Source organism: Cupriavidus sp. R6-3 (assembly GCF_059772245.1).
Genome location: NZ_JCBAJO010000144.1, coordinates 1 through 12,623, shown reverse-complemented (window position 1 = coordinate 12,623; position 12,623 = coordinate 1). Strand labels below are relative to the sequence as shown.

The following is a 12,623-nucleotide window of genomic DNA, read 5'->3' as shown; positions in this document are numbered from 1 at the left end:
GGCGATCGCGTCCGGATCGGTGTCCTCGTGACCCATCGGCGGCGACGGCTCCTTCATGCCTTCGGGCAACCGGGCCAGTGCCGGGCGTTCGCCGACGGCGCGGCGCGTGGCGCGGGCGCGCGGCGCCTTTTGGCCTGCGTCTTCGGCGTCCTCGTCGTCCATCGGCTCGCTGGCCTTGATCAGCCCCCTGGCCGTGCTGCCGAGCTTGATCCGCACCGGCTTGTCGCCCCAGATCTCTTCCAGGTTGTAGTACTGGCGCAGTTGCGGCTGCAGGATATGCACCACCGCGTCGCCGCAGTCGACCAGCACCCATTCGCCGGTTTCCATGCCTTCCACCGCGACGATGTGGCCGCCGGCTTCCTTGACGGTGTCGCGTACCGAGGCGGCCAGCGCCTTGGTCTGCCGGTTCGAGGTGCCGCTGGCGATCACCACGCGGTCGAACAGTTCGGTCAGGTGCGTGGTGTCGAACACCTTGATGTCCTGTGCCTTGACGTCCTCGAGGCCATCGACGATGGCGCGTTGCAGTTTGCGAATATCCATGGTGCCTTGGTGGTGCCCTTGTATTTTGTCAGCGAGGGATCGGTGGCCGTGGCCGCGTCCCGAGCCAGCGCTAACGGCCGGCCCGGTCCCACGGTCCTGCTCAGTCCTGGCGATAGAGTCCGTGGGTGGCGATGTAGTGTGCCACGCCCGGGGGGAGTTGGTCATCCGCGCGCTGGCCGGCGGCGAGGCGCTGGCGCAGGGCGGTGGAGGAGAGGTCGACGGCGAGCGTCTGGTCGATCCACATCCGGCCGGAGGGCGTGGATTGTATCAGGTGCGCGTCGGCGCGGCGTTGGGCCAGCGCGTCGCGCACCGGGCCGTCGAGCCGGTCCAGCGCGAAGCCGGGCCGGGTCGCGACGCACAGATGGACGTAGTCGAGCAGATCCTCCCAGCCATGCCAGGTGTGCAGGCGCAGCAACTGGTCGGCGCCCATCAGCCAGGCCAGCGAGGCTTCCGGGCCGTATTGCTCGCGCAGCTGGCGCACCGTGTCGATGGTGTAGCTCGGGCCGGCACGATCGACCTCCATGCGGCTGGCGTGGACCCGCGCCGGCGCGTCGGCCAGCGCCGCGGCGGCCAGCTCGGTCATCGCCAGCCGGTCGGCGGCCGGCGTCACGTCGTTGCCTTTCTGCCACGACTGGCCGGTAGGGATCCACAGCAGCTCGTCGAGTTCCAGATGGCCGATGCACAGCCGCGCCAGCGCGAGGTGGCCGACATGGGGCGGATCGAAGGTGCCGCCGAGGATGCCGAGGCGCCAGGGGCGGCCGTGCCGGGCGGGATCCGGATCGTCGGCCCGGGCAGGCCGGTTCGGCGCGCTGGCGGCGGGGGCAGTGATGTTCATCGGTGAGGTTCAGACCCAGTCGCGCGCCGGCAGGAAATCCGTGTACAGCGCCGCTTCGGCGCTGCCCGGCTCGGGCTGCCAGTCGTAGCGCCAGGCGGCCTGCGGCGGCATCGACATCAGGATCGATTCGGTGCGGCCGCCCGATTGCAGGCCGAACAGCGTGCCGCGGTCGAACACCAGGTTGAATTCGACATAGCGGCCGCGGCGATAGGCCTGGAAGTCGCGCTCGCGCGGGCCGTAAGGGGTGTCCTTGCGCGCCTGCAGGATCGGCAGGTAGGCGTCGAGGAAGCCGTCGCCGACCGCGCGCATCATCGCGAAGCTGTCGTCGAAGCCGAGCGCGGAGAAGTCGTCGAAGAACACGCCGCCGACGCCGCGCGCCTCGCCGCGATGCTTCAGGAAGAAATACTCGTCGCACCAGCGCTTGAAGCGCGGATACAGCTCGGCGCCGAACGGATCGAGCGCGCGCTTGCAGGTGGTGTGGAAATGCCGGCAGTCGTCGGCATTGCCGTAGTAGGGCGTCAGGTCCATGCCGCCGCCGAACCACCAGACGGGCTCGGCGCCTTCCTTGACCGCCAGGAAGCAGCGCACGTTCATATGGACCGTGGGCACGTAGGGATTGCGCGGATGGAACACCAGCGAGACCCCCATCGCCTCGAAGCCGCGTCCGGCCAGTTCGGGCCGGTTGGCGCTGGCCGAGGGCGGCAGCGCGTCGCCGCGCACGTGCGAGAAGCCGACGCCGGCCCGCTCCATCACCGCGCCGCCTTCCAGGATGCGGGTGCGGCCGCTGCCGCGCAGGCGCTCGGTGGGCGGCTTTTCCCAGGCATCGGTGGCGAACGGCTGTCCGTCGATGGCGGCGACGGCATCCGTGATGCGGTCTTGCAGATCCAGCAGATAGGCGCGGACTGCCTGGGAATCGATCATGAGCATGGTCAGGATTGTAGCCGCTGCCCCGTCATGGTGCGGCGGGGCCGGCACGCGGGGGAGCGTCAGGACAGCCTCAGGGCATTTCTCCCCTCTCCCGCCTGCGGGAGAGGGGCGGGGGAGGGGGCAAGGGCATCGCTATCGCCGACGTGGTTTGAGACCACTCCCTGTCCCCGGCCCTCCCCCCGTGAAGGGGGAGAGGGAGAACAAGGCGGAGCCGGCCCAAGGGACAGGGACCTCAGCGCTTGATCGCGCGATACCCGATATCCGAGCGGTACTGCATGCCGTCGAAGTGGATCTGCTGGGCCGCCGCATAGGCCGCGCGCTGCGCCGCCTTGACGGTATCGGCCAGGCCCACCACGCACAGCACGCGGCCGCCATTGGTCAGCAGCTTGCCGTCGGCCAGCGTGGTGCCGGCGTGGAAGGTCACGCTGTCGTCGGTCTCGGCCGGAATGCCGGTGATCAGGTCGCCCTTGCGCGGTGCGTCCGGATAGCCGTGCGCGGCCATCACCACGCCCAGCGCGGTGCGGCGGTCCCAGTCGAGCTCGACCGCGTCGAGCCGGCCGTTGACCGCGTGCTCCATCACGTCGAACAGGTCCGTCTTCAGACGCGCCATGATCGGCTGGGTCTCGGGATCGCCCATGCGGCAGTTGAATTCCAGCGTCTTCGGATTGCCGTCGCGGTCGATCATCAGGCCGGCGTACAGGAAGCCGGTGTACGGAATGCCGTCCTTCTCCATGCCGCGCACGGTCGGCATGATGATCTCGCGCAGCACGCGCGCATGCAGCGCGGGCGTGACCACCGGCGCCGGCGAATAGGCGCCCATGCCGCCGGTATTGGGGCCGGCGTCGCCGTCGAGCAGGCGCTTGTGGTCCTGGCTGGTGGCCAGCGCCAGCACGTTGGCGCCGTCGACCATCACGATGAAGCTGGCTTCCTCGCCCTCCAGGAATTCCTCGATGACGACGCGCGCGCCGGCATCGCCGAGCTTGTTGTCCGCCAGCATCATGTCGACCGCGGCGTGCGCCTCTTCCAGCGTGGTGGCGACCACCACGCCCTTGCCCGCGGCCAGGCCGTCGGCCTTGATCACGATCGGCGCGCCCTGCGCGTCGATATAGGCGTGCGCCTGGCCGGCGTCGGCGAAGGTCTGGTAGGCGGCGGTCGGGATCTGGTGCCGGTGCATGAAGGCCTTGGCGAAGTCCTTCGACGACTCCAGCTGCGCGGCCGCCTTGCTCGGGCCGAAGATGCGCAGGCCCTGCGCGCGGAACACGTCGACGATGCCGGCCGCCAGCGGCGCCTCGGGACCGACCACGGTGAAATGCACGTTCTCCTGGCGGGCGAAGACCGCCAGCGCCACCGGGTCGGTCACCGGGACGTTCTGCAGCCGCTTGTCCAGCGCCGTGCCACCGTTGCCCGGCGCCACGTAGACGACCTGCACCTTGGGCGACTGGGCCAGTTTCCAGGCCAGCGCGTGTTCACGTCCGCCCGAGCCGACAACCAATACTTTCATGATCCACTGCCAGAAGATAAAGCTTTGGGGAGGGCGGCCGCTGCATCGATGTCGCGACGGCCGCCGGGGAGAGGGGAGGGGGCGGAAGCGCCGGCTCAGTCCTCGATCACTGCGTTGGTGAAGACTTCCTGCACGTCGTCGAGGTTTTCCAGCGCGTCGAGCAGCTTCTGCATCTTGACGGCGTCGTCGCCGGTGAAGCTGACCTCGTTCTGCGGCTTCATCACGACGTCGGCGACCTCGGCCTTGAAGCCGGCCGCTTCCAGCGCCGTCTTGACGGTGCCGAAATCGTTGGGCGGGCAGGTGACCTCGATCGAGCCGTCCTCGTGGGTGACGACGTCGTCGGCACCGGCCTCGAGCGCGGCCTCCATCAGCTTGTCCTCGGGCGTGCCCGGCGCGAACAGGAACTGGCCGCAGTGCGTGAACATGAAGGCCACCGATCCCTCGGTGCCCATGTTGCCGCCGTGCTTCGAGAAGGCGTGGCGCACTTCGGCGACGGTACGGGTGCGGTTGTCGGTCAGGCAATCCACGATGATCGCGGCGCCCGACAGGCCGTAGCCCTCGTAGCGGATTTCCTCGTAGCTGGCGCCTTCCAGACCGCCCACGCCGCGCTGGATCGCGCGCTGGATGTTGTCCTTGGGCATGTTGGCGTCCATGGCCTTGTCCACGGCCAGGCGCAGGCGCGGATTCGAATCGGCATCGGCGCCGCCGAGCTTGGCGGCGACGGTGATTTCCTTGATCAGGCGGGTCCAGATCTTGCCGCGCTTGGCGTCGGCTGCGGCTTTCTTATGCTTGATATTGGCCCATTTGGAATGACCGGCCATGTTTCTCTCCGAGGCGGAACAGGTACGCGAGGCGCGTGCAGCGCGGCAAGGGCAGCATGGCCGAAGGCTGGCGGCCGGACCGGCGGGCGCTTGAGCGCGCCCACGCGGCCTGTTGCGATGCACGCGCCGGTGATGGAATCATCAGCGGCAGGCCATGACTGCTGGCAATCACTGCTGGATATAATCAGCCCGGGATTTTATCACGCGGCCCTGCGCGCCAGACCGCCGGCCCGGCCCTTGCCGCGCCGGGCCGGGCGGGCTTCGTGGCACCGCACCATCGCCGCACTATCCCGGCACCATCGCTTCATCATCGCCTCGTCATCGCGTCCTTATTCACCGGAGCCCCAGCATGGCCGACCCCATCGTTATCGCCAAGAACGCCCAGCAAGAACTGGCCCTGCTGCCACAGATGGGCAATCGCCACGGGCTGATCACCGGCGCCACCGGCACCGGCAAGACCGTGACGCTGCAAACGCTGGCGCAGGGCTTCTCGCGGCTCGGCGTGCCGGTCTTCATGGCCGACGTCAAGGGCGACCTGACCGGCATCTCGCAGCCCGGCCAGCTGTCCGACAAGCTCGCCAGGCGGCTGGCCGACCTGGGCCTGCCCGAGCCGGTCTGGGGCGCGTGCCCGACCACGCTGTGGGACGTGTTCGGCGAGAAGGGCCATCCGGTGCGCGCCACCGTGTCCGACATGGGCCCGCTGCTGCTGTCGCGCATGCTCGAGCTCAACGACACCCAGCAGGGCGTGCTGAACCTGGTGTTCCGCATCGCCGATGCCAATGGCCTGCTGCTGCTCGACGCCAAGGACCTGCGCGCGATGCTGCAGTACGTCGGCGACAACGCCTCGCAGTTCACCACCGAGTACGGCAATATCTCGGCCGCGTCGATCGGCGCGATCCAGCGCGGCCTGGTCGCGCTCGAATCGCAGGGCGCCGACGTGTTCTTCGGCGAGCCGATGCTGAACCTGGACGACTTCATGCAGACCGACAAGGGTCTGGGCATGGTCAATATCCTGGCCGCCGACAAGCTGCTGCACGCGCCGCGGCTGTACGCGACCTTCCTGCTGTGGCTGCTGTCGGAGCTGTTCGAGAAGCTGCCCGAGGCCGGCGACCTCGACAAGCCCAAGCTGGTGTTCTTCTTCGACGAGGCCCACCTGCTGTTCAACGACGCACCCAAGGCCTTGCTCGAGAAGATCGAGCAGGTGGTGCGGCTGATCCGTTCCAAGGGCGTCGGCGTGTACTTCGTCACGCAGAATCCGATCGATATTCCGGACACCGTGCTGGGGCAGCTGGGCAACCGCGTCCAGCATGCGCTGCGCGCGTTCACGCCGCGCGACCAGAAGGCGGTCAAGGTGGCTGCCACCACGATGCGCGCCAATCCCGAGCTGGACGTCGAGAAGGCGATCGGCGAGCTGGCGGTGGGCGAGGCGCTGATCTCGCTGCTCGACGCCAAGGGCACGCCCGGCATCACGCAGCGCGCGTGGGTGCTGGCGCCGGGCAGCCGCATCGGCCCGATCGACGAGGCCGAGCGCAAGCAGCTGCTGGCCTCGTCGCTGGTGGCGGGCACCTACGAGAAGGCCGTCGATCGGGAATCGGCCTACGAGCGGCTCAAGGGCAGGGCCGCGCAGGAGGCGGATGCGCAGGCCGGGCAGGGACAGAACGGTGCGCAGAACGGCGGGCAGGGCGCAGGCCAGCCCGCGCCGCAGCAGGCCGGCGAACGCGGCTGGCTCGACGAGGCCGGCGATCTGTTCGGCGGCCTGACGCGCGGCACCGGCAAGAGCGGCCGCGGCGATTCGATCCTCGAGTCGATGGCCAAGTCGGCCGCCCGCACGGTCGGCTCGCAGGTCGGCCGCGAGCTGATCCGCGGTGTGCTGGGCAGCCTGCTGGGGTCGGGGCGCAAGCGCCGCTAAGGCGCGGCGGCGGGGGCCGGCCCCGGCATCGGCCCCCGCCCCCGCCCCCGCCCCCGCATCAGTTCTTGGTGCCGAACAGCCGGTCGCCCGCATCCCCCAGGCCCGGCACGATGTAGGCGTGTTCGTCCAGATGGCTGTCGAGCGAGGCCACGTAGAGCTTCACGTGCGGGTGGGCCTTCTGGAAGACCTCGACGCCCTCGGGCGCCGCCACCAGCGCGACGAAGGTGATCGCCTCGTCCTTGACGCCGCGGCGCTTGAGCACGTCGACCGCATGCGCCGCCGAATAGCCGGTGGCGACCATCGGATCGCACAGGATGAAGCTGCGGTCCTCCAGGTCGGGCAGCCGCACCAGGTATTCGACGGGACGATGATGCTCGTCGCGATAGACGCCGATATGGCCGATCCGCGCCGACGGGATCAGCTCGACCAGGCCGTCGCTCATGCCGACGCCGGCGCGCAGCACCGGCACGATGGTCAGCTTCTTGCCGGCGATCACCGGCGCGTCCATGCTGACCAGCGGCGTGTCGATATGGCGCGTGGTCAGCGGCAGGCTGCGCGTGATCTCGTAACCCATCAGCAGCGTGATTTCGCGCAGCAGCTCGCGAAAGGTCCGCGTCGACGTGTCGCGGTCGCGCATGTGCGACAGCTTGTGCTGGATCAGCGGGTGGTCGAGGATGAACAGGTTGGGGAAACGCGGATCTTGCTTCATGGCGGGTAGCGGCTGGCGGTGAGGGCAGGGCGGAATCCGGGGGATCGCCCCGGTGGTGCCGGATTGTAATGGATGGACTCGGGGTCGTCCCCGCGGTCCGCGCGAAAGCGGGGACACGGTGCCTGGCAACGCCACAAACGCTGCGGGTCGAACCATCGGACGCCGGGGCCCGCCTGAGGGGCGGCGACGAAGCCCCGTCCGATGCCTTTGCGCCTTTTGACATACAATCCTCGCGTCTGTCCGGCGGCATTGTCGGGCGGCAATGCCAAACAAAATTTCCCGACGTCAGCCTTGCCGCGCCCGCCTGTCGGCGACCGCGCGCGGACAGGCCGTTTGCACCATACCCGTGCCCGCTTCCCAGAAATCCCTCGCCAGCCCCGCCGGCGCCTCCGCCGGCGCGCGGCAGCGCACCGGGCTTGCCGTCGCCGCCATCGGCGCGGTGCTGTTCTCCGGCAAGGCCATCGTCGCCAAGCTGATGTACCGCTACAACGTCGACGCGGTGATGGTGATCACGCTGCGCATGCTGTTCGCGGTGCCGCTGTTCATGGCGATCGGCTGGTGGCAGTCGATGCGGCTGCCGCCGCTGTCGTGGGCCGATCGCGGCCGCGTGCTGATGCTCGGCTTCATCGGCTACTACCTGTCGAGCTTTCTCGATTTCCTCGGCCTGCAGTACATCACCGCGGGGCTGGAGCGGCTGATCCTGTTCCTGACGCCGTCCTTCGTCGTGCTGGCCACCGCCTTCGGCTTCAAGCGTCATATCAGCCGCCAGCAATGGATCTCGCTGCTGCTGGCCTATGCCGGCATCGTGCTGGTGCTGGCCCACGATCTCGACGTCAGCGGCAGCCAGGTGTGGCTCGGCGCCGCGCTGGTGCTGGGCAGCGCGCTCAGCTACGCGGTCTATCTGATCGCCAGCGGCGAGCTGGTGGCGCGCATCGGCTCGCTGCGGCTGGTCGCCTATGCGATGTGCGTGTCCACCGCCTGCTGCGTGGTGCAATATCTGGTGCTGGGGCGCCCGTGGGGCGAGCTGCTGCAGCCGGCGCCGGTGATGTGGCTGTCGGTGATCAACGCGGTGTTCTGCACCGTGCTGCCGGTGTCGCTGACGATGATGGCGGTGGCGCGCATCGGCGCGCCGATGGCCTCGCAGGCCGGCATGATCGGCCCGGTGTCGACGCTGTTCCTCGGCTTCTGGCTGCTGGGCGAGCCGATCACCGTGGTGCAGCTGGCGGGCAGCGCGCTGGTGATGGGCGGCATCTATCTGCTGTCGCGCGGCAAGACCGCGCGCGGCTGAATCGACGTGACGGCGAGCGCGTGAGCCACGCAACGGCGCGCGCTCGAACAAGCTTGGACAATTAGCGAATCAAGGAGAAGGGAGCATGGATTTCGGACTGCGAGGCAAGCATGCGCTGGTGTGCGGCGCCAGCAAGGGACTGGGCTTTGCGTGCGCCGATGCGCTGGCCGCCGAGGGCGTCGACGTGGTGATCGTGGCGCGCGGCGCCGAGGCGCTGGACAAGGCCGCCGCCGACCTGCGCGCGCGCCATGGCCGCCGCGTGATCGCGGTGGCGACCGACATCACCACGCCGGAAGGCCGCCGGCAGGCGCTCGACGCCGCGGCCAAGCTCGGCGACCTCGACATCCTGGTCAACAACGCGGGCGGCCCGCCGCCGGGCAACTTCCGCGACTGGAACCGCGAGGACTGGATCGCCGCGCTGGACGCCAACATGCTGACGCCGATCGAACTGATCAAGGCCACCGTCGACGGCATGATCGCGCGCAAGTGGGGCCGCATCATCAATATCACCAGCGGCGCGGTCAAGGCGCCGATCGACGTGCTGGGCCTGTCCAACGGCGCGCGCTCGGGCCTGACCGGCTTCGTCGCCGGCGTGGCGCGCGAGGTCGCGCAGCACGGCGTGACCATCAACAACCTGCTGCCGGGGCCGTTCAATACCGACCGCCTGTACAAGACCATGGAAGGCGCGGCGAAGAAGGCCAACCTGACGGTCGACGAGGTCGCCCAGCGCCGCGCCGCGCAGAATCCGTCGCGCCGCTTCGGCGATCCGGCCGAGTTCGGCGCCACCTGCGCCTTCCTGTGCAGCAAGCAGGCCGCGTACATCACCGCGCAGAACATCCTGCTGGATGGCGGCGCCTACCCCGGCACCTTCTGAGCGCGCGCATGACGACCACCCCTGTCGCCGCGGTTCCCCCGCGCATCGCGCTGATCGCGCACGACCGCAAGAAGGACGACATCGTCGCCTTCGCCCGCCGCCACCGCGACTTCCTCGTGCACTGCGAGCTGCTGGCCACCGGCACCACCGGCGGCCGGCTGATCGACGAGGTGGGACTGCAGGTCACGCGCATGCTGTCCGGCCCGTGGGGCGGCGACCTGCAGATCGGCGCGCAGCTGGCCGAGGGCCGGGTCGCCGCGGTGATCTTCCTGCGCGACCCGATGACGCCGCAGCCGCACGAACCCGATATCAATGCGCTGGTGCGCGCCTGCGACGTGCACGACGTGCCGTGCGCGACCAATGTGGCGACCGCCGACATGCTGATCGCCGAAATGCGGCGCCGCACCGAGGCTCCGGCCGGCTGAGCCGGGCGCGGCGTCGCCGGGACCCCGCGGCGCTTCCATCCGATCATCCCCAAGGAGAACCGAACCATGAGCAAAGCCATCCGCATCTTCGAGAACGGCGGTCCTGAAGTGATGCAGTGGGTCGACGTCGAGGTCGGCGAGCCCGGCCCGGGCGAGATCCGTATCCGGCAGGAGGCGGTCGGCCTGAACTACATCGACGTCTATTTCCGCACCGGGCTGTACAAGCAGCCGCTGCCGGGCGGGATCGGCATGGAAGGCGCCGGCGTGGTCGAGGCGGTCGGGCCGGGCGTGACGCACTTGAGCGTGGGCGATCGCGTCGCCTATGCCGGCCGTCCGACCGGCGCCTATGCGCAGGTGCGCGTGATGCCGGCCGACATCGTCGTCAGGCTGCCGGACGACATCTCGTTCGAGCAGGCCGCGGCGATGATGCTGCAGGGCATGACGGTGCAATACCTGGTGCGCGACACCTACCGCGTGCAGCCGGGCGACACCGTGCTGCTGCACGCCGCCGCCGGCGGCATCGGCCTGATCGCCTCGCAATGGCTGAAGGCGCTGGGCGCCACCGTGATCGGCACGGTCGGCAACGACGACAAGGCCGCGCTGGCGCGGGCGCACGGCTGCGACCACACCATCGTCTACACGCGCGAGTCCTTCCTCGACCGCGTCAAGGAGATCACCGGCGGCAAGGGCGTCGCGGTGGTCTACGACTCGATCGGCAAGGACACCTTCAACGATTCGCTGGACTGCCTGGCGCCGCGCGGCACCATGGTCAGCTTCGGCAATGCCTCGGGCCCGGTGCCGCCGGTCGATATCTCGGTGCTGGGCGCCAAGGGCTCGCTGAAGCTGACGCGGCCGACCATCATGACCTATGTCACGCAGCGCGACCTGCTCGAGCCGATGGCGGCCGAGCTGTTCGACATCGTGCGCAGCGGCAAGGTCAAGATCGAGGTGCGCCAGCGCTATCCGCTGTCCGAGGTCGCGCAGGCGCATCGCGAACTGGAAGCGCGCAAGACCACCGGGTCGACCGTGCTGATTCCGTAAGCGCGCGGCAGGCGGCGATCAGGCGGCAATCAGGCCGCAGTAGGGGTCGCAGTCGGGCCGCAGTGGGGCCGCATTCGGGCCGCATTCGGGCCGCATTCGGGCCGCATTCGGGCCGCAACGAGAAAGGGCGCCAGTGGCGCCCTTTTCTCTTGCTGCTTCTTTTGCTCTTATCGCGTGCTCAGCGCGGCCGGACCGTGGTCGCTGCCGACCGCATCTGCGCTTGCCGCAGGATATGCGGCGGCAGGCGCTTGAGGATCAGGTGAACCGCCAGGGGGATCAGCACCAGGTCGTCGACGATGCCCAGTCCCGCCACCACGTCGGGGATCAGGTCGATCGGCGACAGCGCGTACAGCACCACGCCGATCACCGCCGGCTTGAGCCAGCCTGGCGCGTCGGGGTGCCGCAGCGCATGCCAGAGCAGGCGCCCATCGCGCCGCGCGAGCGTCCAAAGCGCCGAGAATCGTTTCCACATGAGAGGCCTCCTTCACACTGTGCACCCGCGGCTGGAAATGCGCGGCACGACAACAGGATAGCTTGGGCCGATCGGGCGGGGTTCAAGTTCCCCGCGGCGATGTGGTGAAGGCAGGGGAGGGTTTGCTCCCTTCTCCCGCGCGCGGGAGAGGGGCTGGGGGAGAGGGAAAGGCAGGTCGTCATGCGAGCCGCGCCAGCGTGTGCCAGCGCAGTTCGCCCTCTCCCCCGACCCCTCTCCCGCCTTGGCGGGAGAGGGGAGAACTACGAGGGAGAACTACGACGGCCAGCGCTGTCGATCGCCATCAACCCGGAATCTGCCCCTCCACACCCTCGACGTAGAACTTGATGCCGTGCAGGAACTTGTCGTCGGCCACCTGGCCTTCGGCGAGCTGCTCCTTGCCGGTGTTGTCCTTGATCGGGCCCTTCCAGATCGGCGAGCTGCCCTCGATGATGCCGCGGCGGCGCTCGGCGACCAGCGCCTTGACGTCCTCGGGCACGTCGGCGTTGAAGCCGGTCAGGTCGATCATGTTTTCCTTCAGGCCCCACCAGGTGGTGCCATTGGTCCACTGGCCGCCGAGCACGTCGCCGACCACCTTGTTGTAGTAGACGCCCCACGAGATCACCGACGCCGCCAGATGGGCCTTGGGACCGAACTTGCTCATGTCGCTGTCCCAGCCGAACGCGTGCACGCCCTTTTCCTGCGCGGTCTGCACCACGGCGGCCGAGTCGGTGTTCTGCATCAGCATGTCGACGCCCTGGCCGATCAGCGTGGTCGCGGCCTCGCGCTCCTTGCCCGGATCGAACCACTTGTTGACCCAGACCACCTTGACGGTCGCGTTCGGATTGACGCTGCGCGCGCCGAGCGCGAACGAGTCGATGTTGCGGATCACCTCGGGGATCGGCACCGAGGCGACCACGCCCATCTTGCCGGTCTTGCTCATCTTGCCCGCGACCACGCCGGCGAGGTACGCGCCCTCGTAGGTGCGCACGTCGTACTGGGCGAGATTCTCGGCGGTCTTGAAGCCGGTCGCGTGCTCGAAGCGGACGTCCGGGAATTCGCGGGCGACCTTCAGCATCGACTCCATGTAGCCGAAGGTCGTGCCGAAGATCAGCTTGTTGCCCTGGCTGGCCAGGTCGCGGAACACGCGCTCGGCGTCGGCGGCCGACTCGGGCACGTTCTCGACGTAGGTGGTCTTGACCTTGTCGCCGAACTTCTCCTCGACCGCCTTGCGGCCGCGGTCGTGCGCATAGGTCCAGCCGGCGTCGCCGACCGGTCCGATAT

General features: G+C 69.0%; 13 protein-coding genes. 5 read left to right on the top strand and 8 right to left on the bottom strand.

Annotated elements, in window-relative coordinates:
• From rsfS to AC6EI8_RS18605, 5 genes are all read right to left on the bottom strand, one after another.
• Nucleotides 1–540 (bottom strand): ribosome silencing factor (gene rsfS, locus AC6EI8_RS18625; RefSeq protein WP_498382574.1); only part of this gene is annotated, 540 nt, incomplete at its 3' end.
• Between the two features lie 100 nt (nucleotides 541–640).
• Nucleotides 641–1,375, bottom strand: a complete 735-nt coding sequence (locus AC6EI8_RS18620) for a nicotinate-nucleotide adenylyltransferase (RefSeq protein ID WP_498382573.1) — start codon at nucleotides 1,373–1,375, stop codon at nucleotides 641–643.
• A gap of 9 nt (nucleotides 1,376–1,384) precedes the next feature.
• Nucleotides 1,385–2,296, bottom strand: a complete 912-nt coding sequence (hemF, locus tag AC6EI8_RS18615; RefSeq protein WP_150084133.1) for an oxygen-dependent coproporphyrinogen oxidase — start codon at nucleotides 2,294–2,296, stop codon at nucleotides 1,385–1,387.
• Nucleotides 2,297–2,534: 238 nt separating this feature from the next.
• A complete protein-coding gene (purD, locus tag AC6EI8_RS18610) occupies nucleotides 2,535–3,803 on the bottom strand; it encodes a phosphoribosylamine--glycine ligase (protein ID WP_498382572.1) in 1,269 nt (422 codons plus the stop codon).
• Nucleotides 3,804–3,898: 95 nt separating this feature from the next.
• Nucleotides 3,899–4,624: a YebC/PmpR family DNA-binding transcriptional regulator gene (locus tag AC6EI8_RS18605; RefSeq protein WP_149317928.1), complete on the bottom strand. Its 726-nt coding sequence runs from the start codon at nucleotides 4,622–4,624 to the stop codon at nucleotides 3,899–3,901.
• A gap of 349 nt (nucleotides 4,625–4,973) precedes the next feature.
• Here AC6EI8_RS18605 and AC6EI8_RS18600 point away from each other — a divergent pair, with 349 nt between their 5' ends.
• A complete protein-coding gene (locus AC6EI8_RS18600) occupies nucleotides 4,974–6,533 on the top strand; it encodes a helicase HerA-like C-terminal domain-containing protein (RefSeq protein ID WP_498382571.1) in 1,560 nt (519 codons plus the stop codon).
• A 58-nt stretch (nucleotides 6,534–6,591) separates the two neighbouring features.
• Here AC6EI8_RS18600 and upp read toward each other — a convergent pair whose 3' ends face one another.
• Complete coding sequence (gene upp, locus AC6EI8_RS18595) at nucleotides 6,592–7,242, bottom strand: uracil phosphoribosyltransferase (RefSeq protein ID WP_149317930.1); 651 nt, start codon at nucleotides 7,240–7,242, stop codon at nucleotides 6,592–6,594.
• Between the two features lie 346 nt (nucleotides 7,243–7,588).
• Between upp and AC6EI8_RS18590 the strand changes: the two genes are divergently transcribed.
• The 4 genes from AC6EI8_RS18590 (at nucleotide 7,589) to AC6EI8_RS18575 (ending at nucleotide 10,870) form a co-directional block, all read left to right on the top strand.
• Nucleotides 7,589–8,530, top strand: coding sequence for a DMT family transporter (locus AC6EI8_RS18590; RefSeq protein ID WP_149317931.1), 942 nt, complete (start codon nucleotides 7,589–7,591; stop codon nucleotides 8,528–8,530).
• Between the two features lie 85 nt (nucleotides 8,531–8,615).
• Entirely contained in the window at nucleotides 8,616–9,404 is a 789-nt protein-coding gene (locus AC6EI8_RS18585; RefSeq protein WP_149317932.1) for an SDR family oxidoreductase, read from the top strand.
• 8 nt (nucleotides 9,405–9,412) lie between these two features.
• Nucleotides 9,413–9,829, top strand: a complete 417-nt coding sequence (locus AC6EI8_RS18580; protein ID WP_149317933.1) for a methylglyoxal synthase — start codon at nucleotides 9,413–9,415, stop codon at nucleotides 9,827–9,829.
• 66 nt (nucleotides 9,830–9,895) lie between these two features.
• Nucleotides 9,896–10,870 carry a quinone oxidoreductase family protein gene (locus AC6EI8_RS18575; protein ID WP_149317934.1) on the top strand — a complete coding sequence of 325 codons (975 nt, stop codon included), beginning with the start codon at nucleotides 9,896–9,898 and terminating at the stop codon, nucleotides 10,868–10,870.
• A 178-nt stretch (nucleotides 10,871–11,048) separates the two neighbouring features.
• Here the strand turns inward: AC6EI8_RS18575 and AC6EI8_RS18570 are convergent, their stop codons facing one another.
• Entirely contained in the window at nucleotides 11,049–11,342 is a 294-nt protein-coding gene (locus AC6EI8_RS18570) for a YkvA family protein (RefSeq protein WP_149317935.1), read from the bottom strand.
• A 301-nt stretch (nucleotides 11,343–11,643) separates the two neighbouring features.
• Nucleotides 11,644–12,623 (bottom strand): BMP family ABC transporter substrate-binding protein (locus AC6EI8_RS18565; protein ID WP_498382569.1); only part of this gene is annotated, 980 nt, incomplete at its 5' end.